The following is a 22,188-nucleotide window of genomic DNA, read 5'->3' as shown; positions in this document are numbered from 1 at the left end:
AAGAATAATTAATGATATATTTACAATCTTTTACAAAGATATGGAACCTGCATGAAATACCTTCATGCTAACGTCATTACCGCCTGAACAGCGCTTTGCAAAAACACAAAAAACTAAAACTAAATGAAGAAAAGATGGGTGCAGGCCGTAAAGGGTAAAGTAGAAACAACAGGTTCGCTTGCACAGCAGTTAAATATAGATACAAGTTTAGTTGAAATATTAGTACAACGGGGTATCTCTTCTTTTCAGGAAGCTAAAGACTTTTTCCGGCCTCAACTCACGCAATTACATGATCCGTTTTTAATGAAGGATATGGATAAAGCCATCGCCAGGATTGACCTTGCACTGGCTGCGGGAGAAAATATCATGATTTATGGAGATTATGATGTGGACGGAACAACTTCAGTAGCCCTTACTTTTAGTTTTTTCAGTCAGTTCACTTCAGCTATTGAATATTATATCCCCGACCGCCATAAAGAAGGATACGGGATTTCTACCGCAGGAATTGACCATGCAAAGGCGCAGGGAATTACGCTGATCATTGCGCTGGATTGCGGAATTAAATCAAATGATAAGATAGATTACGCCAATACACTGGGTATAGACTTTATCATTTGTGACCACCATTTACCGGGTGATGAGCTACCGGCAGCAATTGCCGTCCTTGACCCTAAAAGGTCGGATTGCCCTTATCCTTTTAAGGAACTTGCGGGCTGCGGGATTGGTTTTAAACTCGCCCAGGCTTATTGCATCACCCATAATCTTCCGGCAGAAAATTACGAAAGATACCTTGACCTGGTCATGGTTTCCATTGCCGCAGATATTGTTCCGATCAATGATGAAAACCGTACCCTTGCTTATTATGGCCTGATCAAGCTCAATACAAACCCTTGTACCGGGCTGAAAGCTTTAATGGACAGCTGCGGCAAAAACAAAGACTTTACCATTACTGATGTCGTCTTCTCTTTAGCACCGCGGATTAATGCTGCCGGACGGATGGATCACGGGAACCAGGCGGTTAAAATGTTATTGTGCACCGCAGATACGCTGGCCACCGAGCAAAGCCTTTTCATTAACCTGCAGAATACAGACCGGAAAATAACAGATCAGAACATTACCGCAGAAGCATTAGCACTGATTGATGAATCTGAAATCCTGATCAATAAAAAAACAACGGTAGTTTACAATGACCAGTGGAATAAAGGAGTGATCGGGATTGTCGCTTCCCGTTTAACCGAGAAATATTTCAGGCCAACCATCGTTTTAACTTTATCGAATGGAATGATGACAGGATCTGCGCGTTCGGTACCGGGTTATGATCTTTATGAGGCTTTGTTAAGCTGCGCTGATTTACTGGAACAATTTGGCGGGCATAAGTTTGCAGCCGGAATGACGATTAAGCCTGAAAACATCGAAGCTTTCGCCGAAAGGTTTGAAACTGTGGTTGCGGCGACGATAACAGAAAATTTACTTTGTCCGGAAATTTTGATTGACAATGAAATTTCATTGACCCAGATTGATGGCAAGTTTCAGCGTATACTCGCTCAGATGGCACCTTTTGGCCCGGCTAACCCGGCTCCTGTATTTGTGAGCCATGATGTATTTTATGCGGGAAGACCTTATATTGTAGGGGCAAAACATTTAAAGTTGAGCATTAAACAACAAAATTCCAGTATTTTTGAAACCATTGGATTCGGACTGGCAGAATTTGAGCAACTATTAAAACCTGATCAACCCTTCTCTGTTTGTTATACGATAGAGGAAAATGTCTGGAAAGAGCAGAAGCGTTTACAATTGAATATTAAAGCAATAGAGATAAATAACCAATCATATCAATGATATTAAGAGCTGATAATCTTATAAAAAAATACAAACAGCGAACGGTCGTCAACGATGTTTCGTTTAGTGTGAGTCAGGGGGAAATTGTAGGATTACTCGGCCCTAACGGTGCTGGAAAGACTACTTCCTTTTATATGATTGTAGGCCTGATCAAACCAAATGAAGGGAATATCTTCCTGGATGATGAAGACATCACCAAGGATGCGATGTACCGCAGGGCGCAGAAAGGGATCGGTTACTTAGCGCAGGAAGCCTCTGTTTTCAGAAAGCTGTCTGTGGAAGACAACATCCTGTCGATTCTGGAAATGACCACCATGACCAGGGTAGAGCGACAGGAAAAACTGGAAGAGTTAATTGATGAATTCAGTTTGCACAAAGTAAGAAGAAACCGTGGTGACCTTTTATCAGGAGGAGAACGCCGCAGGACAGAGATTGCCAGAGCACTGGCAGCAAGCCCTAATTTCATTTTACTGGATGAACCATTTGCAGGGGTAGACCCTATTGCTGTGGAGGAAATCCAGACCATCGTAGCTAAACTCAGAAATAAAAATATCGGTATCCTGATTACCGACCACAATGTTCAGGAAACACTTTCCATCACGGATCGGGCCTACCTGCTGTTTGAAGGTAAAATACTGGAGTCTGGTACTCCCGAAGTACTTGCCGCCAATGAAATGGTAAGAAAGGTCTACCTGGGTTCCAATTTTGTACTTCGCAGTAAAAACTTATAAGGTATCGTATGGCAATTGTAAATTCTATTTTCACCTGGTATATGAAAAAGCGTGTCCACCAGATAGAGCTTTTCATGAAATATCCGATAGATGTCCAGGAGGAATGGTTTCACACCCTGATTTCCTGTGCTGAGAACACAGAATGGGGGAAGAAATATGATTATAAGTCTATTGAAACCCCGGATCAGTTCAAGCAGCGCGTTCCGCTTCAGAATTATGATTCTCTAAAACCTTATATCGAGCGGATGTTGCAGGGGGAACAAAATATTCTATGGCCTTCAGAGATTAAATGGTTCGCCAAATCATCCGGAACAACCAGTGACAGAAGTAAATTTATCCCAGTCTCTCCTGAGGCTTTAGAAGAATGCCACTTTAAGGGCGGAAAGGATATGATCTCAATCTTCTGTAATAACAAACCATCCAACCAGATCCTGACCGGGAAAGCACTTGTATTAGGCGGCAGCCACCAGATTAATCAATTAAATGAAGATTCCTTTTACGGAGATCTTTCTGCTGTATTGATTAAAAACCTGCCTATGTGGGCAGAATACTACCGTACGCCGGATATTTCAATTGCTTTGATGGATGATTATGAGCAAAAGATGGATCGTATGGCAGAAGCCACGATTAAAGAGAACGTAACCAATATCTCAGGCGTACCCACCTGGACGATTGTACTGGCCAAAAAGGTACTGGAAATCACAGGCAAGAAGAATTTACTGGAAGTATGGCCAAATCTGGAACTTTACTTCCATGGTGCGGTTAATTTCAGCCCGTACAGGGAGCAGTTTAAAGAATTAATACCCCGGGAGGATATGTATTACCTGGAAACGTATAATGCTTCTGAGGGCTTCTTTGGCATCCAGGATCAGGTAAACTCTGAAGAAATGTTATTGATGCTGGATTATGGTATTTACTATGAGTTTTTACCTTTAGAGCAGCTTTGTGATGATAACCCGGTTACACTGAGCCTTGGTGAAGTAGAATTACATAAAAACTATGCAATTATCATTTCTACCAATGCTGGTTTATGGCGTTATGTAATTGGAGATACGGTTCAGTTTACTTCTTTATCCCCTTTCAGAATCAAAATTACCGGCCGGACCAAACATTTCATCAACGCATTTGGAGAAGAGGTGATTATTGACAATGCAGAACAGGCCATCAGTAAAGCTTGCAGAGAAACTGGCGCAGCTTTTAAAGATTATACAGCCTGTCCGATTTATTTCAAAGGAAATGATGCCGGAGGGCATGAATGGATCATAGAATTTGATCAGCAGCCTGATGATTTCGAGAAATTTGTAGATATACTGGATCAGACGCTCAGGGACATCAATTCTGACTATGATGCGAAACGTTTCAACAACATGGCGCTTTGCAGACCTAAAGTTCACAATGCCCCAAAAGATACTTTTTATAACTGGCTGAAATCAAAAGGTAAATTAGGCGGACAGCATAAAGTACCACGTCTGGCTAATGAAAGAAAGTATGTAGATGAAATTTTACCGATGTTAAGCGCCTAAGGAAAGGGCTGCATTGATCCGCAGGAGCATTTCCGGACATCTGTCGCGCCAAATGAACGCAAATAGTGCTGATAATAAGCAGTCCTGTTTTTCATAGCCGCCACATTTTCTCCATGGTTACACTCAATTGCGCCGTTGATAATATTGGTGACCAGGCCAAATCCGGCAACCCAACCCTTCGCCTGATCCGCAGCTGAAGGTTTCCATTTCCCTGTAATTACTTCATGTGCGGAAGGTTTAATGCCTTGTGGGGTCATCCAAAAATAGAGCGCAGTTTCAAAGGCAACGACAGGGTCTCTGAGAATCAGATCGGGATCAGACAGTAGTTTATTTTTATCCCCGAAAATACAGTCCGAAGCAAATCCGTAATTCCCATTGTAACTTAATTGAAGCGGGCCGCGTCCGTAATATTTCTTTCCTGGAACTGCAGGATAAACTACATTAACAGCAAGATAAGCGTTCGTGGTATCCAATTCCCTTTTGAGCATCAGCCCGTCATTGAACTGACCATCTGCTCCGTCCCTGGTTTCATGTGCGGCTTGTGCAAAAAAGGCGGCCAGTTCTTTTTGATTAGTCTTTGGATCTGCGCTGTTACAGAACTGACTATAGTCAATAGTGATGGTGGTATATTCTTTTTGCTGCGCCCAGCTTTCATTCCAGTCTTTATCCTGACGGACCACAGTTTTTTTCCCTGTACGCTGGTCTGTTCTGGTAATTTTATAAATAAAAGGTCCTCTTTTCTCTACTTGAACTTTAAGTTGTGCTAAATTCTGAACAGCCTTCATTAAGGAAGCATAAGTATAAAACTTGCTTCTTAAGGGAAACAGCTTGTTAAAAGCAGCAGCAGAAAGTAAAGAAGGAAATGAAGCTTCAGCAGCGTTTTTGTAACCAGGATTGTTTAATTCGGAAGCGCTGGCGGGGAACACGGCACCTAAACAAATTAGTACAACAGCAATAATTTTAACGCCTTTTTGTCTCATATCTTTCAGTTCAGGTTTTAGAACCGCATGAATCCATGCTTTTCTTATACCTGTGAATATAGAAACTTAATAAATCCCAGGCAAAGTCTAATTATACTCATAATTTATAAAGATGAATAATATGCACACATAAACATACACGGACCGGTCATTGTAATTCTCTTAATAGTATAGTTAATCAACATCGTTTTATAAAAAGAACAATTTATACAACAATCAATCCAGTTTTTTGTTTAATCATAATATTATTCTTAGGATTTCTTTTTATGCCAGGTCAAGCGTGGCTAAAACGTAACTTACGACCTGAACACGCATGCCCTGAATTAAAATCAATGACAAATACTCAAACGCCGGATAATCTTATTCCCAATAACGACGAGATCAGATTAAAGAAACTTTACCAATATGAAATTCTGGACACCCATTCTGAAACGGATTTTGATACGATCGCTTTAATGGCGGCCGAAATATTCGGGACAAAGAAGGCGTTTGTAACTTTTGTGGATAAAGGACATGTTTTTGTTAAAGCGAGCAGCAGCCGGATTGAGGTTGACCATATTTCCCGCGCTTATGGTTTATGTTCACTGAGCATTATGGAGGATGACCTGACTATTTTTCACGACACTCACCAATTTCCGGAGCTCATGAAAAACCCTTATATCTCCAGACCGGGAGGTGTGCGGTTTTATGCGGCTGCACAGATCAGAACTGCAGATGGTTTTGCACTGGGTACCGTTTGCGTTTTGGATGCTGAACCCCGGGCAACAGTTACTGCGCATCAGTCCAGAATGCTGCTGTTACTTTCAAAAATGGTGATGGAGAAATTAGAAACCCGGATGGTCAACAGAAAAATTGTGAGGGCTTACGATGACCGTTTGCATCGCCTGGCCCACGATATGAAAAATCCAATCACCTCTATATCTTTATACGCGCAGTTGCTGGGCAGCAGAGAAATGACCAGTGAAAAGGTGTTTACTATGGCTGCCAAAATTGAGAGTTCTTCTAAGGGAATAGAAAAGAAGCTCAATAACCTGCTAACTGATGCCAGAAGTGAAAACTCGCTGATTGAATTAGTCCATGAGCCAGTTATTATTACTGACCTGCTTTTACAACTGCAGCAGTCTTTTGAACTTTCGCTGGCCGCAAAAAATCAAACTTTAATTATTCACAATGACCTGTCTGCTTTAATTTATGCAGACCGGGAACGTATACTGGATGTGCTGGATAATTTGCTGAGCAATGCCATGAAATACTCTTATGAAGGCGCTACAATCATCGTCAGTACTTCCCAGATCGAAGATGAGCTGGTCATTGAGTTCAAAGATGAGGGACTTGGCCTGAGTACTGAAGATATGAAAAAGCTATTTACTAAATTCGCGAAATTAAGCGCTATCCCTACGGCACATGAAAAATCTTATGGTTTAGGGCTGTTTATTGTGAAAATGCTGGTGGAAAGCCATAAAGGTAAAGTATGGGCAGAGAGTAAAGGTAAAAACTTTGGAAGCTCTTTTTTCATTTCTCTGCCCACGTATAAACAAGGATAGGGAGTTACAGGATTCCAGCCATGTAAGGATCAGAAACAGACTCTTCACCGGTTTCCACATGTCCTGCATATTGTCTGCTATAAGCTTCTTCGGCGGTTACAATGGTAAAATCATACCAGCCTGAGTGCTTTTCAAGATTCAGCACTACCTGTTCTTTACTTTTGGGTTTTAACTGAACTTTCTGCGGATTACCTGCATATACGCCCGGTTTAATATCTACCGTTAAAGCTGTGTCCCCTTTATTTTCCAGTACTATATTGACGTTTCCACTAAGTTTTTCTTTAAGCAGTCCGGACTTTTCATAGGTACAGTTTACGGTAAGCTCCGGATCATTTTTACTGCCTTTGAAATGTCTGAAAAATCCATTTGGCCCTCTAACGAGCAGGTTATAGTTTCCAGTTTTGAATTTACTCAATGGAAGCTGTTGTGTTACCTGATCTCCGGCATTGACTGCATAATCCCAGTTTTTACCAGCTACTTCAGCATAGGGATTTAAGGAGGTTACGTTGAAAGCTGAACCTACGGGCTCCAGCAGTTGTCCAAATCCTGTTTTACCAGACTCAAATTTTAATTCTACAGCTGTTTTTTCTGCATTCAAATTAGCGTCTGCAAATAATTGGTAAGGTAAGGCGCATGCTTTCCTTGTTCCTTTTTCTTGTACGGGCATAGCTGCAGGCGATGCGAAAGAAAATGGCGCATGGGTATTAATTGCTGCTATTTCCGCTGCTGTCAGTGCATTAGGGGTAACTTGAGCGGGTTTATTCTTGGCATTTTGAATACTGGTTACTACTTCCTCTTTTTGCAGTGCTTTAGGGTTAACTATTTTTTCTCCGTTATAAGGCCTGAAAGCTGAGGTCAGATCTCCGCAAACAGCCCTTCTCCAATCACTGATATTATTGTTTTTGATCTTTTTACCGGTTTTTTTACTTAAGAATTTCTCCAGGAATTGCTGGGAAGAGGTATGGTCAAACACTTGTGAATTTACATATCCTCCTTTACTCCATGGCGAAGCGATGAGCATGGGTACGCGGTAACCTAAACCTAGCGGACTACCCATTTTAGCTTCCCATTCTACGTCAATATTCATTTTGGCAGAAACTTTTCCTGTTTCCTGATCATTAGGGTCCGGCGCTACAAATGGAGGGATATGGTCGAAATAGCCATCATTTTCATCATAAGTTAAAACAAAGATTGTCTTTTTCCAGACTTCAGGGTTCTTAGTCAGGATGTCAATGGCCTCGGACACATACCATGTTCCATATAAAGGGGAACTGGTGTGGTCTGAAAAGCGCTGAGGGGCAACCAACCAGGAAACAGCTGGTAATTTCCCCTGGTCTACGTCTGCTCTGAACTGGTGGAAAATATCATTTTCAGGAATATCAACTGTTTCCTTTTTCCCCTGGTCATCGGTATAGGTGAAAGGTTTCAGCTCCAGGTAATCTCCCGGCATATTGATGTTGGTCGCAAATGCTTTGTCGATCAGGTTTCGCTCCTTCTGGCTGAGTTTATTATATTTCGCAGTCACTTGTTCTGCTGTTAAAATCTCTTTTTTATTGGTTTGGTCACCGTGTTTACGGAAATAGGCAGAAAGTTTGACGTTGTATCTTTTCACGTATTCCAGCGGGTTATCCCCATAGTTATCCACCCAATCCCCTACTCTTTTATCTTGAAGATTTGCTGTCCAGAGCTCGTTTTGATAAACTTTCCAGGATACGCCGTGGTCTTCCAGTAATTCGGGGAAAGTATCCCAGTCTACAAAGGTGCCAGAATGAGATTCTGCCTGTGAGTTATTCACTACTGCTATTGATTTTCCATTTTGCTCCGGACGGATCGTACCCGACCAGAAGAACAACCTGTTTGGGGTAGTTCCGGTGAGTGAGGAACAGAAACTGTGGTCACAAATGGTAAAGGCATCTGCTAAAGCATAATAAAAAGGAATATCGGTACGCTCGTAATGCCCTAAAGTCATGAGTGTTTTTACAGGTACCCATTTATCGTATTTTCCTTTATTGCGTGCGGCAACCTGGTCATTCCAGGAATGTGGCAGGCCACCTTGCCAGGTGATCTTGGTTTTGTTAATATCTATGTGGAAAGGTGCAAAGGTGTTTCCAGAAGCGTCTTGTTGCAGCCATACTTTATTTTGGTTGGGCAGAATTGCTGCGCGCGGGTCATTAAATCCGCGTACACCGCTCAGTTTACCAAACATATGATCAAAAGAACGATTTTCCTGCATCAGGAATACCACGTGTTCTGCATCATAAAAAGTGGTTCCGGGATCTGCTTCAATCGCCATTGCTTTTTGTATGGACATCGGGATTACGTTCGCTAAACCGGCAGCACCAGAAAACATTGCTGCTTTCTTTAAAAAGTCTCTTCTGGAATTCATTTTTGTTAATTACAATTAGGTGTATCAATTTAATGGAGCACATTTTAGGTATCAAATTATAAGAAATTATTATAATTAATGTGCTGTAACAAAGATATTGCCCACATAAATCTTTAGTGTAAAGCCTTTGTTAAACAATCGAAATCAATCAGGCTAAGGATGAATCAGCCATTGAAACTTAAAAAAAAGGCTTTTCCTGATCAGGTAAAGCCTTTTTTTTAAGTTCGTGCAACTGTTTAAACTTCAGCCAGGTATTTGTGGACAAAGCTGATGGCCATAGAGCCTTCCCCTACTGCAGAGGCCACCCGGTTCATGGCACCCGAGCGTACATCGCCTGCGGCAAAAATACCTGCACAACTGGTTTCCAATAAAAACGGATCTCTTTTCAGTTTCCATGTTTTATTGAAATTCTCATAATTTCTCAATTCACGGCCAGTTTCAATAAAGCCTTTTTCATCTTTCAGTATATCCAGTTTCAGCCAGTCTGTATAGGGTTTAGCGCCAATAAAAATATATAGTGCCGCAGCTTCTTCTTCCCTGGTTTCTTTTGTTTTTACGTTAATCAGTACCAATTTCTCTAAACACTTATCTCCTTTCGCTTCAATCACTTCGGTATTTCCTAAAACATGCACATTCGGGGTATGCCCGATCTGATCAATCAGGTAAGAGGACATCGTGGAGGTTAAATCGTTCTTGCGCACGACAATATTGACACTGCAAGCGAATTTTGACAGATACATTGCTGCTTGTCCTGCAGAATTACCTCCGCCAATGATATACACATTTTTGTCCCGGCAAGCACTGGCTTCTGTTGTAGCAGCACCATAATAAATACCAGCACCTGTCAGGTCAGAAACTCCTTTCACCTCTAGTTTACGGTAATCTACGCCTGTGGTAATGATCACCGAGCGGCTGATAATTTCCGGCCCGTCTTCCAGGATGATAGTTTTATAACCATCTTTCTGTTTAATATCGCTAACAGATTGCGGAGATAAGAACCCTGCACCCAAGCGCACGGCCTGACTGATCGCCCTTCTGGTCAGATCTGCTCCGCTTAGTCCGGCCGGGAAACCTAAGTAATTTTCTATTCTTGAACTTGTTCCTGCCTGTCCTCCGGGGGCTTTACGTTCAATCATTAATGTTTTTAATCCTTCGGAAGCTCCATAAACTGCTGCGGCTAAACCTGCAGGCCCCGCACCAATGATCACCACATCGTACATGTCATGGATGATTTCCGGGTTCTTTCCTATTTTAGCAGCTATTTCCTTAATAGATGGTTTGGTTAAAAATGTGCCGTCATCCATTAAAACCATCGGCAGATCATCATTGGTCAGCTTATTAAGCGTTAATAAACTCGCCGCATCAGGATTGGTCTGTACATCCATCCACCGGTATGGAATCAAATTGCTGGCTAAATAGTCTTTAACCACATGCGATAAGGGGGAGAACTGAAAACCGACCACCCTGATCCCCTTAAATTCAGGTGTATAATCACCTTGCCAGTCATCCAGCAGGTCATTGATTACGGGATAGAGTTTATCTTCTGGCGGGTCCCATGGTTTAATCAGGTAATAATCCAGCTTTACGTCATTGATAGCTTTAATTGCTGCTTCAGTATCAGAATAAGCGGTCAGCAAGACACGTTTGGCTTCCGGATAGATCAGCATTGCCTTTTCCAGAAAAGCTACGCCTTCCATTTCAGGCATCCGCTGGTCACATAAAAATAAAGCTACCACGTCGGCACTGTTTTTAAGTTCTGTGAGCATGTCTAAGGCTTCCTGAGCAGAAGTGGTACTTAATATTTTATATTCTTTACCGTATTTTATTTTCAGGTCACGGCTGATTGCACGTAAAACCTGCGGGTCATCATCTATAGAAAAAATTATAGGAAGGTTCATCTTTTATACTAATTTAAAATTCGTTAAACGGCTGATCAAGCCATTAGTTTTCCAATGGAAAACATACCGTAAATTCCGTTCGGCCCGGTACCGATTTAACCTTAACGTTGCCATTGTGCTGATGAATGATTCTTTGAACCACTTCAAGCCCCATTCCTGTGCCTTTACCCATAGGCTTAGTGGTAAAAAAGGGATCAAATATACTAGAGAGAATATCGGCAGGAATACCGGGCCCGTCATCAATTATAAAGACGTTGACAAATTCTCTGTCCTTTTCTGTTTTTAAGGTTAAAGTCCCTTTCTTATTGGACTCCATCGCATCAATAGCGTTATCAATCAGGTTTGTCCAGACCTGGTTCAATTCACCGATCATGCCTTTGATTTGCGGAAGCGTTTCATCGTAATCTTCCACTATTGTAATATTCCCTTTCTTGATTTTATGACCTAACATGGTGAGTGTATTGCGGATACCAATATGAATATCTGCGTATTCTTTATCCATTCCCCTGTCCATATGGGTGAATGTTTTCACGGAATTAACCAGATCGGCTATTCTCTTAGAGGATTCCTGAATATCTTCGACCATCCGCTCTGTAATCAACAGGTTACTAATCCAGTTAAAAACCGGGGAAAGATGTTCAGCAACTGGTGCTGCACAGGCTTCCAGGTCAGCAACAGTAAAGTTAAAGTCAACGAAGCTCTCTGCAATTGCGTAACTGTTCTCTACGTTTTGCGCTTCAAACCAGTCTGCAATTTCATCTTCCAGCACCATCCGCTGTTTTAAGTTTAAAAGAGGTTTCTCTTTAACGCCCAATATTCCGAATAATACTTCATTTAATTTGTCGATCTGAGCTTCGGCAATAGTAATGGCTGCCACTTTCTTGAAAACTTCCGGCCCCATCCTTAAGTGTTCTTTCAGTGAAATAGAGTCCCGTACAATGGCTGAGGCAGGATTATTCAGCTCATGTGCCAAACCTGCACTCAATTTACCGAGCGCCATCATCTTTTCATTTTGCTGCTGCATAGCTGTAAATTCTCTGACCCGGTTACTCATGACATGAACGAGCGATTGCGTGAGCTCAAAATGATCTTTAATCATTTCCTGGATGCTGTCTGTCCGGAAACTCAAGAGTTGTACTTCACCAATGGCTTGTGCATATCCTCCTGAAATCTTCCCCCGGGAATAGGGCAGATAACCTGAAATATCTCCTTTATTGAACATCACAAATTCACGTTTGGAGCCATTTTGAAACATATGAAGGCTCAGTTTGCCTGCTACCAGCACATGGGGCCCTTGAATGGGATCGCCTGGCCGGGTCAGGTAATCGCCGTCCTTCAGCAATTGATTTTCACTATGGTCAATAAACCATTGTAACTGATCATCAGGAACATTACTAAAAAAATCGAGAGATTTAAGCCATAAAACTGTTACCGTATCCATGGTCTAAATTTAGCTAAATTTATGAATCAATTGTTTACCAAAGCTTAACATTGAGGTTATTTGCTATTAATAAACAAAGTTTAGTATTGCTAAACAAAAGATAAGCAGTTATGAGCCTCATTAAGCTAGCAGTATTTGATATAGCCGGTACTACAATCAAGGATAATCATGAAGTGAGCAAAGCCCTTCAGGCAGCTTTGGCAAAACAGGGTCATGCGGTTGATTTAGCACAGATTAATCCTTTAATGGGTTATGAAAAAAATCTGGCCATCGGTCAGCTTCTGCAAATGCAGGGTTTAGCTTCCGAAACTATTACTCCACAACTGATTAGTGTTATCCATGCTGACTTTGTGCAGCAAATGCTTAATTTTTACACTGCAGGTCCTGCAATTGAGCCGCTTCCGAATGTGGAGGAAACGCTAAAAGCTTTAAGGGAACAGGGAATAAAAGTTGGGATTAATACCGGGTTTTCAAAGGATATTGCTGATGCCATTATAAACAGGTTACAGTGGAGAGAAAAAGGGGTGATTGATTACCTGATCGGATCGGATGAGGTTACACTGGGCAGACCGCATCCTTTGATGATTCAGCGTTTAATGCAACTTGCAGGAATTACAGATCCATTACAGGTACTTAAAGCAGGAGATACCGAAGTGGATATTCATGAAGGACAAAATGCAGGTTGCAGGTATGTGGTGGGCATCACTACAGGAATTTTCACCCATGAAGAGTTAGCTTCTCACCATCCTACGCACCTGATTGATGATATGGCAAAGGTGTTAACCATAATAAACGGATAATATGAAGTTAATGGATCGTCTGCGTACTCAAGTCGCAACATTACCTTATGCTGTGCTTTCTATCATGGCCGCTTTAGCTGCATTTGGCACTTATACAGCTATGTATTCTTTTCGTAAGGCATTTGCGGCGGGTACTTTTACAGATCATCAGTATCTGCATCTTGATTATAAAGTATGGCTGGTGATTGCACAGGTAATGGGCTATATGTTAAGTAAGTTTTATGGTATTCGTTTTATCTCCGAAATCAAAGGAAATAACCGGGGTAAGAGTATCCTGATACTGATCGGAATTTCATGGCTTGCTTTGTTAGGGTTCGCGCTTGTACCTGCCCCCTGGAACATTGCCTTCTTATTTATCAATGGTTTCCCGCTGGGAATGATCTGGGGCCTGGTATTCGGTTACCTGGAGGGTAGAAAATCTACGGAGTTTATGGCTGCTGTAATGTCTATCAGTTTAATATTCGCTTCTGGTTTTGTCAAAACTATTGGCCGTACGTTGTTGACAGATTTTCATATCAATGAGTATAACATGCCTTTTGTTACGGGAGCAATCTTTGTTATTCCGCTGCTGCTTTTTGTATTTTGCCTGGAATTAATGCCGCCTCCTACTGCTGAGGATAAAAAGTTAAGGGTAGAACGCACGCCAATGAATGCTAAGGAACGAAAGGATTTCCTGATCCGCTTTTTACCGGGTATCATTTTAACATTGATTATTTATGTGCTGTTAACGATTATGCGTGATGTGAGGGATAATTTTGAAGTAGAAATCTGGGCAGATTTAGGGGTAAAGAGCAATAGTATTTATACACATATAGATTTATTCATTTCCATCATTGTTTTAATTGCAATGAGCTTGCTGATTTTGGTGAAGAAAAACATTAAGGCTTTCAGCATTATTCATTTATTTATTATCGGAGGTTGTTTACTGGTCGGAATGTCTACTTATCTTTTTGACCACCGGATGATCAGCCCGATTGCCTGGATGACAACTGCTGGTTTGGGTCTTTATCTTGCTTATGTCCCTTATAATGCTATATTTTTCGAAAGAATGATTGCTTCTTTCAATTATCGCAGCAATGCTGGCTTCATTATGTATGTAGCTGATGCTGCGGGTTATTTAGCGAGTGTAAGCATTTTATTAGTCAAAGAATTGGGAAGGCCTAATATTAGCTGGGGCAACTTTTTTAAAGAGGGTGTAATGCTCGTTGCGATTGTGGGAGTAATTAGCGCGGTATTGTCGCTGATTTACTTTTTACAAACTGCGCAGAAGAATAGAAATAAAGAAAAAAAAGCTGAGGAACAACAAAGAAATCAGCAGCAGTTTAATATCATATCATTATGAGTAAAGCAATAGTAATTGGTGCAGGCATTGTAGGTTTAGCGACTGCCCGCGCACTGGCCACCAGAGGTTATAAAGTCACAGTAATTGAGCGGAATGAACGCGCAGTCGGTGCATCTATCCGTAATTTCGGTATGGTATGGCCTATTGGACAGGCTACGGGCCCGATGTTTGAAAGAGCAATGTTATCCCGAAGTATTTGGAAAGAGATTTGTACGGAGGCTAAAATATGGCATGATGAGGTGGGTTCTTTGCATGTGGCTTATCACGAGGATGAGTTACAGGTGATGAAGGAGTATGCGGAGCTTAACCGTCAGCATCGTAATTGTAGTTTATTAACGCCGGAACAGGCTTTGGCAAAATCGCCCGCCATCAATAGCAACGGGCTGAAAGGTGCTTTATGGAGTGCGGAGGAAATGATTATTGAATCCAGAGTTGCTGTTGGGCAGGTAACGGCTTACCTGGCTGAAAAGTATGGGGTAGTCTTTCACTGGAATACAGCTATCAGCCGGATTGAGCATCCTAAGGTGAGTTCAGGAAATCAGAGCTGGGAGGCAGATGAGATTTTTGTTTGCAGCGGGGCTGATTTTGAAACGCTTTATCCTGAATTATTTGCAGCTGCAGAAATTACCAAATGTAAGTTACAGATGATGCGTTTAGTAACACAGCCGGATGAATGGCGTATTGGTCCTTCTCTTTGCGGTGGTTTATCTATGATCCATTATCCGGGTTTTCAGGCTGCAGCTTCGTTACCTGCTTTACGCAAGAGATATGAACAGGAGTATGCAACGCATTTAAACTGGGGTATTCATGTGATGGTTTCACAAAATGGAAATGGGGAACTGACTATCGGGGATTCACATGAGTATGGTTTAGTCCATGATCCTTTTGATAAGGAATTTATCAATCGTATGATTATTGATTATTTGCATACTTTCGCCGATTTCAAGGAGTGGAAGATGCTGCAGTCGTGGCACGGTATCTATCCTAAAATGACTAATGGAGCTACTGAGTTGATTACAGAGGCAGCACCGGGAGTTACTGTGATCAATGGTTTAGGGGGTAATGGAATGACTTTATCTTTTGGACTGTGTGAGCAGTATATTGAGTCAAGAGGTTAACCAGATCATATTTTCAATAAAAAAGGACAGCGATTGCTGTCCTTTTTTATTCTTATTTGAATTCTTTCATATCCACGATCCTGTTGTCGTCATGATATTTCAGGAAGGTATTTCCTCTTTTATTTTTCGTAAAGGCGTAATTAGTGGTGATCCAGTTATTAAAAGCGGCTTCATCCCCCTTAGGACTGCCAGCAACAATTGGTTCACTCACCACGTCATCTGTCCGGTAATTAACCTGGTACAGGACATTTTTAGCAGTAAAAACAATAGTCTGCTTATCTGGTGACAACAATAAAACGTCTCCTTGAATCCTTTCTTCGTCATTTTGTCTTTTAACCAGGTATACTTTAGCAGTTACATTGGTAATGAAAAAATCATTGTTAACCAGGTAACCGGTTGCTCCGATTTTCTTCACGCCTTTGCTGAACTTTAAATCTTCTTTCCCTTTAGATGGACGGTATAAACTGATTACTTCTAATACACCGTCTTTTACTGCAATCAGAAATGGACGCGGAATCATACCTGAGCTATCTGCGATCTGAACCAGCAGTGCTGTTTTTTGCTGATTGATAAATTGTGCAGAGACAAATTTGGTTGCATCTTTATTCTGGTCAGCTGCACCAGCCTGAATATGGACGGTACTGTCCCTGAATTTTGCACTAAAGGTTTCTAATTTTCCCTGATTGTTACTCAAAACAGAAATGGAGTCTGAGGCATTCGTTGGAAAGTCATTGAAGACTTCGTTTTTAGTTAAGGTTCTCGGTGTATAATTCTTCACTTTTTGGTCCTGCTGGCTACATCCGGCAGAAAGAATTATTAAAGCAATGGCAACTAGAGATAATTTCATAATAATTTAGGGTCAGGAAAAATCTTTTTTTTGGCAAATATGAGCTAAATCGTTTATAAATAATAATTTAAATCTCACTCCGCATCTGAATATGAAGTTTTTTAAAGCCTGCCTTTTCATACGCATTAACCGCAATTATATTCTCTGAATAGACATCCAGCCTCAATTCGGTAATGCCTTTTGCTTTAGACCATGCAGTAAGTTCTTGTAGAATTGCTTTATTTACACCTCTTCCCCGATGTTCTGGTACCACATACATGAAGCCTAAATAGGCATAACGCTCATATTTCAGGAAAGGTTTTGCGCTTTCTATTCTGGCATAACCGCAGCCAATAACTTCAGTACCTGACAGGGCAACCAGAAGCTCGATATGATCGGCAGTAATCAATTCGTTGATATTGTAATAATGAACTCCCGATTCTTTTAATACGGGATTAAAAGGGCGTTCAGCTTCAACGACACCTTGTTCAAATTGCAGTAATATATCCAGATCACTGAGCGCCGCTTTTCTAATTATAATTTGTTCCATAAAATATTTTCTGTTAGCTGACTGCCTTTTTCTTCTTCTCAATATCAGGGAGGAAGCCGGTAATTATACCAATCAGTGGCAAGAAGGCACAGACCTTGAATACATATTCAATGCTGGTCTGATCGGCTAGTTTACCCAATACAGCTGATCCTACCCCACCCATACCAAAGGCGAAACCGAAAAACAGGCCGGCAATCATACCTACCTTTCCAGGAATCAGCTCTGTCGCATAAACAAGGATTGCTGAGAATGCAGAAGAGATAATTACCCCGATCACCACCGCCAGTACTCCTGTTAAAAATAACCCGGTATATGGCAGCAGCAGTGTAAATGGTGCAACTCCTAAAATAGAGATCCAGATAATATATTTTCTGCCGAAACGGTCACCTAATGGCCCGCCAATCATCGTTCCTGCAGCAACAGCCGCTAAGAAAGCAAATAAGTAAAGTTGTGATTCCTGAACTGAAACGTGAAATTTGTCAATCAGGTAAAATGTGAAGTAACTGGTCATACTAGCCATGTAGAAGTACTTGGAAAAGATCAGTACCAACAGGATTACAATAGAACCGATTACTCTTCCTTTTGTCAAGTTATGTTTAGGTTCATCTGAACTCTGAACTTTTCCCTGAATTTTAAGATTTAGATGGCCTTTATACCATTTCCCAATCTGAAATAAAATCAGGATACCTAAAACGGCAGCAATTCCGAACCAGATAATATAAAATTGTCCGTAAGGAATAACAATCAGTGCAGCCAGCAAGGGGCCTATTGCACTTCCTGCGTTTCCGCCTAGTTGAAAGATAGACTGTGCCAATCCCTTTTTACCACCCGAGGCCAGGTGAGCAACTCTGGATGCTTCAGGGTGAAAGATGGAGGAACCGATACCGATAAAACCAACAGATACCAGGATTGCCGCAAAACTCGCCGCCATAGAGACAAAGATCAGCCCGATCAGCGTGAATCCCATACCTATAGCTAAAGAATAAGGTTTTGGCTTCTTGTCAGAATAATGACCTACAAAAGGCTGTAAGAGTGATGCAGTTAGTTGATAAGTTAACGTAATCAAACCAATTTGGGTAAATGATAAGTTAAACTCAGCTTTGAAAAGCGGATAAACGGATGGGATAACAGCCTGCAGCATGTCGTTTAGGAAATGCGTAAAACTGATCGTAAAGAGAATCGGATAAATTGTCTTTTGAATAATGTCTTTTTTGGTACCGGGATCTAGTGTTGCTGTATTGGTTTCCATAAATTATGTCAGTTCATCTTTGCGATGAAATTATTATTGAGAAATATGTCCTATGATTTTTGCCGAATTATTCCATGCTTTTTTTGCATCACCAGCTTCAATACTTTTAACAAGTTGTTTGTGCTGATGGCTGGTATCTTTAAATGCTTTGGTGTCTTTATAAACTTCCAAAAACCAGTTTCTCATATGAATAGCTACTGATTTGTATAAGTCAATCAGAATTTCATTTCCCGAAGCTTCTGCAATAGAAATGTGAAACTGAATATCGGCATCGATACATTCCTGCAGCAAATTGTTCTTCGCTGCTTTATCTCGTTTTTTGAGCCAGTCGTATATTTTCACCAGGTCAGCTTTTGTCCTGTTGAGTGCCGCTTTTTCAGCAACTTTCATTTCCAGCAAGTGCCGCACTTCATTCAAATCTTCGAAATCAGCACGTTTCAACCGCTGGGATAAGGGTTCTTTAATCCCTGTTGAGTTCTCTACGAAAGTGCCTATCCCTTGCTGTACTCTCAGCAAACCGCAGTTTGCCAGGATCTTGATAGCCTCTCTGATCGTAGAGCGGCCAACTCCGAAAGATGCCATCAGTTCTGGTTCTATAGGTAGCTTTTCATCTACTTTATAGGTACCAAAAGCGATTTGCTGTTGTATTTTTTCAGCGACTTCGTCGGCCAGAGATTTACGGGAAATTAGATTTGTAGTATTCATCATATCATCTGATGATTCAAATGTATAAATTTATTTTTTAATCTGGTAAAGGGCATAAAAAAATTGATATGCTTTTATTATGTCAAATTTATTTTATTCCACTTTTAAGTAAAGTAATGTGAGTAAATTTTTTGAAACGCCAGCTGATCATGATGACTATAATTGCCGCAACCGATTTTTCCATACTTGCTGAGAATGCAGTCGAATATGCTGCTGCAATTGCAAAGCACAAAAATGCAAGACTGATATTGTTTAATTCCTTCGTCATTCCGTTTCATGCCGCGAATACGCTTTTACCAGCTTCCAGTATTCAAGCTTTAATGATTGAAAATGAGATCCGCTTGCTGGAAAGATCTTTTTCTCTTTCTTATGCTTATCAGATCGAAGTGGGCCATGAATGTGCTTTTTCATTTATTGAGGATGAATTAAAGGAAGTCATCCATAAATATAAAGCTGAACTGGTTGTTTTAGGAATGCCAAAAAAGACACTGGAACAGGACCTCTGGGGAAATACAACTTCTTTTGCGATTAAGAATCTGAAACTTCCTGTACTGGCTGTACCTATAAATGCAAGGTTTGAAGGCACTAAAAGAGTTCTTTTTGCTTGTGATGTATTGCGTGGATTATCTAAAAAAGTACTGGCGCGAATTAAGGAAGTTGCTGTAGACCTGGATGCTCACATCGAAATTTTTAATGTGGACCAAAAACTGGAAGTTTTGAGATCTGAGGATGAGCATTCATCGGTAGTGAATACACTGGATGATGGATTAGATGGCATTACTTATTATTATAAAAATGTAAAGTCAATTACGGTCATCCGGGAAATAGAGAAAGAGATTAAAGAGTTTCAGGCTGACCTGCTAATTATGGTTCCAAAGAAATATGGGTTCTGGGCCAACATTATCCATCGGAGTAAAACCCGCGTGATGGCATCAGGACTGGACATCCCTTTGCTTTCTATTCCTTTATAAAACCATGCACTTATCATCGGTTTTAACAATCAATACCATTAAAACAATCAATTATAACGATTGAAAGGTATTGCCGATATTTGAATATGAAAATATCACTATTGAGTTTGCTATTTCTTAGTCTGTTTATTTATAGTTGCCAGAGTCAGGAAAAACAGAAAACAACCATGGTTAAAAAAGATCCTATAGCTTCTCAGGGAATAAAAAAAACAAAAGCGGACTCTGTTCATAAAACCACGAAAGTGGATTACCTGAATGAAATCCCTTAAATAAAAAGGGTGAATTTAATCACCCTATATTTTATTGAGGTCCCGGATCTCTTTTTAACACCCAGTTACTTGGTACATAAGCAATACCTAAATAAACTGATCCAGGGTGATTGCTTAAATATTCATCCCTGTCTTCTGCCTCAGCAATGTAGATAAATCCGCCATTTCCTGCTTTTTTTATCTGATGTGCATTCATATACTCAACAGGAACAGTATAAGAAGTTATCGGCATTGCATTCACAGTAAATCCAGTAGCCAGCATACAAACAATTAATAGTCTTTTCATTGTTAGAGGTTTTAGGTTAATTAATTCATTAAGTTACCTATTAATTCTAATAAAAAATAATATTCACCTGAAGAAAATAAAAATTAATTATCTGACTATTAATTTCTCTTATTAATGATCACTTCGATAATTTCACGTCTGCCAGCTTCTAAAGAAGGCATCAGCGAGGGAAGGTCTGTTGATGAATAAAGACGCAAACGCCAATTTTTAATTATATGTTCAGCAGAGTAAATCTGGTTCATATAACGCTGGCATCCGCTGACGTCAGCAGGCAGTGGTTTATTCTTTTCATCCGAAGCAAGATCTTCAAAATAATATCCCGATTTATTCAATTCCGGATATTTGAGCAATAGGTCTTCAGTTAGGGTTAAATTGCTCTTTTGAGATAAATCCTCCGCCAATATTCCGGTAATAACTACTTGCTGGATGTTATTTTTTATAGATTCATAGTGTTCAGCAGTCATTAAAAAATTAGTATTTACGGAATTGCCTTTACCGGGAAATTGCCTGATATTTGAAAGTTTCACGTACTCACCATCTATTCTAACCACCTTAAATATGGAATAGTGTATTTCTTTGGATTGAACCTCATTACGTTTTGAAAAAATAAAACTTCCTGTTTGTAGTTGATGATCAGGGTTAGCCATGGCTTCATTCCATAAACGCTGATTATACCTTTTCTTTAAATAGAGAAATACACTGGCAGCCGCAATCATACTCAATGTAGTTACTATGGTTTCGAGTTTCATCAATAATCTTTTAGGACAAAAAACAAATGTATCCTATTTTAAATAAGGAATCCCTTATTTAACTGCAACGAATATATCCACCACTGCGTTTTCAGGATTCAGAGATCGCTCATCATATACTTCAAAGTCTGCGGTAAAAGTTCTTCCTGATTCTGAATTCCAAATCTTTGTCCATTCATTATAAACGGCCCCCTGCATTAAATTTCCTTCTGCCACAAACTTTTGATAAGTTGCATCTTTGATTGTTTTACTAACCATATGATTGGGAACTTCACTTAAGTTTTCAACTTTACAGCCCAAAATAGTGGTATAAGGTTTAGTATGATCTTTTTCGTAATCAGTGTAGATGCAGTAGAGCGAATTGTCAATTTTGTTTGGGATCTGATCAAGAATTCCTTCCGACATAAACTTCTCCCAAAGTACAGGAATATCTTTAGCTGATTGCCCGTTTTCATTAGTTGTACGCACTGAAATACCAATGATGTGGAAGGAGCCGATTTTTATATTATCCATTTTTTCTATTTGTTAAGCAGCAAAAATAGTGGCGTTCGTGACAACCCTATGTCAGCAGCGTAAAAACCAATTTGTTCTTTTTCTATTTGCCTGCGACGCTTCTAAAGCTCTTTAAGTATTACATATGGCTTAATTTTTGTTTAGTGGAATTGCAACATTAAAGTTGACATTTAGTTAAGCGGCAATATTTTGTTTATTTAAGTTTTTCCCAAATTCTTCTGGGGACAAGTACCCCAGTGCAGAATGTAGTCTTTTACGGTTGTACCAAGTCTCGATATATTCAAATACGATAAGTGCTGCCTGCTCTTTGTCAGTGAACTTATGCTGATATACACACTCCGCTTTAAGTGTCTTAAAGAAGCTCTCAGCGACTGCATTATCCCAGCAATTTCCTTTCCTACTCATGCTCCTGATGATGAATGGATTTTTTTCCAGTAAACAACTGAACTCATTGCAAGCGTACTGAAC

General features: G+C 40.4%; 20 protein-coding genes. 8 read left to right on the top strand and 12 right to left on the bottom strand.

Translation table 11 applies throughout. The features are described from left to right. The first annotated feature begins 123 nt into the window (after positions 1-123). From recJ to LY11_RS20425, 3 genes are read left to right on the top strand one after another with little or no spacing between them, the layout of a single operon-like run. Positions 124-1,839, top strand: a complete 1,716-nt coding sequence (gene recJ / locus LY11_RS20435; RefSeq protein ID WP_111635489.1) for a single-stranded-DNA-specific exonuclease RecJ — start codon at positions 124-126, stop codon at positions 1,837-1,839. Continuing rightward, complete coding sequence (gene lptB, locus LY11_RS20430) at positions 1,836-2,570, top strand: LPS export ABC transporter ATP-binding protein (protein ID WP_111635488.1); 735 nt, start codon at positions 1,836-1,838, stop codon at positions 2,568-2,570. Before recJ ends, lptB begins: the two co-directional genes overlap by 4 nt. 8 nt (positions 2,571-2,578) lie before the next feature. Further along, entirely contained in the window at positions 2,579-4,093 is a 1,515-nt protein-coding gene (locus LY11_RS20425; RefSeq protein ID WP_111635487.1) for a GH3 auxin-responsive promoter family protein, read from the top strand. Here LY11_RS20425 and LY11_RS20420 read toward each other — a convergent pair. Continuing rightward, complete coding sequence (locus tag LY11_RS20420; protein ID WP_111635486.1) at positions 4,090-5,073, bottom strand: glycoside hydrolase family 19 protein; 984 nt, start codon at positions 5,071-5,073, stop codon at positions 4,090-4,092. The genes LY11_RS20425 and LY11_RS20420 overlap by 4 nt on opposite strands. Before the next feature lie 332 nt (positions 5,074-5,405). Between LY11_RS20420 and LY11_RS20415 the strand changes: the two genes are divergently transcribed. Then, positions 5,406-6,617, top strand: coding sequence for a sensor histidine kinase (locus LY11_RS20415; protein WP_170132735.1), 1,212 nt, complete (start codon positions 5,406-5,408; stop codon positions 6,615-6,617). A 4-nt stretch (positions 6,618-6,621) separates the two neighbouring features. Here the strand turns inward: LY11_RS20415 and LY11_RS20410 are convergent, their stop codons facing one another. The 3 genes from LY11_RS20410 to LY11_RS20400 all read right to left on the bottom strand — a co-directional run bounded on the left by LY11_RS20410 (position 6,622) and on the right by LY11_RS20400 (position 12,342). Continuing rightward, a complete protein-coding gene (locus LY11_RS20410; protein ID WP_111635484.1) occupies positions 6,622-9,003 on the bottom strand; it encodes a phosphocholine-specific phospholipase C in 2,382 nt (793 codons plus the stop codon). Positions 9,004-9,239: 236 nt separating this feature from the next. Next, on the bottom strand, positions 9,240-10,901 hold the full coding sequence (locus LY11_RS20405) for an FAD-dependent oxidoreductase (RefSeq protein ID WP_111635483.1): 1,662 nt from the start codon (positions 10,899-10,901) through the stop codon (positions 9,240-9,242). Between the two features lie 43 nt (positions 10,902-10,944). After that, positions 10,945-12,342 carry a sensor histidine kinase gene (locus LY11_RS20400; RefSeq protein WP_111635482.1) on the bottom strand — a complete coding sequence of 466 codons (1,398 nt, stop codon included), beginning with the start codon at positions 12,340-12,342 and terminating at the stop codon, positions 10,945-10,947. A gap of 110 nt (positions 12,343-12,452) precedes the next feature. Between LY11_RS20400 and LY11_RS20395 the strand changes: the two genes are divergently transcribed. Genes LY11_RS20395 through LY11_RS20385 form a run of 3 tightly spaced genes read left to right on the top strand, consistent with a single transcriptional unit; the run spans position 12,453 to position 15,602 of the window. Further along, positions 12,453-13,142, top strand: coding sequence for an HAD family hydrolase (locus LY11_RS20395; RefSeq protein ID WP_111635481.1), 690 nt, complete (start codon positions 12,453-12,455; stop codon positions 13,140-13,142). A gap of 1 nt (position 13,143) precedes the next feature. Next, positions 13,144-14,484, top strand: a complete 1,341-nt coding sequence (locus tag LY11_RS20390; RefSeq protein WP_111635480.1) for a DUF5690 family protein — start codon at positions 13,144-13,146, stop codon at positions 14,482-14,484. After that, the gene (locus tag LY11_RS20385; RefSeq protein ID WP_111635479.1) at positions 14,481-15,602 is read left to right on the top strand and encodes a TIGR03364 family FAD-dependent oxidoreductase; all 1,122 of its coding nucleotides are present in this window, start codon (positions 14,481-14,483) and stop codon (positions 15,600-15,602) included. The genes LY11_RS20390 and LY11_RS20385 overlap by 4 nt, the downstream gene beginning before the upstream one ends. Positions 15,603-15,654: 52 nt before the next feature. Here LY11_RS20385 and LY11_RS20380 read toward each other — a convergent pair whose 3' ends face one another. The 4 genes from LY11_RS20380 to LY11_RS20365 all read right to left on the bottom strand — a co-directional run bounded on the left by LY11_RS20380 (position 15,655) and on the right by LY11_RS20365 (position 18,935). Further along, positions 15,655-16,449, bottom strand: coding sequence for a hypothetical protein (locus LY11_RS20380; protein ID WP_111635478.1), 795 nt, complete (start codon positions 16,447-16,449; stop codon positions 15,655-15,657). A 67-nt stretch (positions 16,450-16,516) separates the two neighbouring features. Next, complete coding sequence (locus tag LY11_RS20375; protein WP_111635532.1) at positions 16,517-16,978, bottom strand: GNAT family N-acetyltransferase; 462 nt, start codon at positions 16,976-16,978, stop codon at positions 16,517-16,519. A gap of 13 nt (positions 16,979-16,991) precedes the next feature. Then, a complete protein-coding gene (locus LY11_RS20370; RefSeq protein ID WP_111635477.1) occupies positions 16,992-18,227 on the bottom strand; it encodes an MFS transporter in 1,236 nt (411 codons plus the stop codon). A gap of 33 nt (positions 18,228-18,260) precedes the next feature. Further along, a complete protein-coding gene (locus tag LY11_RS20365; protein WP_111635476.1) occupies positions 18,261-18,935 on the bottom strand; it encodes a FadR/GntR family transcriptional regulator in 675 nt (224 codons plus the stop codon). A 146-nt stretch (positions 18,936-19,081) separates the two neighbouring features. Here LY11_RS20365 and LY11_RS20360 point away from each other — a divergent pair, with 146 nt between their 5' ends. After that, positions 19,082-19,903 (top strand): universal stress protein, encoded by an 822-nt coding sequence (locus LY11_RS20360; RefSeq protein WP_245952845.1) that lies wholly within the window; start codon positions 19,082-19,084, stop codon positions 19,901-19,903. A 300-nt stretch (positions 19,904-20,203) separates the two neighbouring features. On the opposite strand, the gene LY11_RS20355 is transcribed toward LY11_RS20360, so the two are convergent. From LY11_RS20355 to LY11_RS20340, 4 genes are all read right to left on the bottom strand, one after another. After that, positions 20,204-20,458, bottom strand: coding sequence for a hypothetical protein (locus tag LY11_RS20355; RefSeq protein ID WP_146610881.1), 255 nt, complete (start codon positions 20,456-20,458; stop codon positions 20,204-20,206). Between the two features lie 98 nt (positions 20,459-20,556). Then, positions 20,557-21,207 (bottom strand): hypothetical protein, encoded by a 651-nt coding sequence (locus LY11_RS20350; protein WP_111635473.1) that lies wholly within the window; start codon positions 21,205-21,207, stop codon positions 20,557-20,559. A 54-nt stretch (positions 21,208-21,261) separates the two neighbouring features. Next, entirely contained in the window at positions 21,262-21,720 is a 459-nt protein-coding gene (locus tag LY11_RS20345; protein ID WP_111635472.1) for a GyrI-like domain-containing protein, read from the bottom strand. Between the two features lie 174 nt (positions 21,721-21,894). Further along, a partial coding sequence (locus LY11_RS20340; RefSeq protein WP_146610880.1) for an IS3 family transposase occupies positions 21,895-22,188 on the bottom strand: 294 nt, incomplete at its 5' end.

It is taken from the genome of Pedobacter cryoconitis (genome assembly GCF_003259615.1).
GTDB lineage: Bacteria > Bacteroidota > Bacteroidia > Sphingobacteriales > Sphingobacteriaceae > Pedobacter > Pedobacter cryoconitis.
The sequence above is the reverse complement of the archived record's forward strand: the minus strand, read 5'-3'. Positions and strand labels throughout refer to the sequence as shown.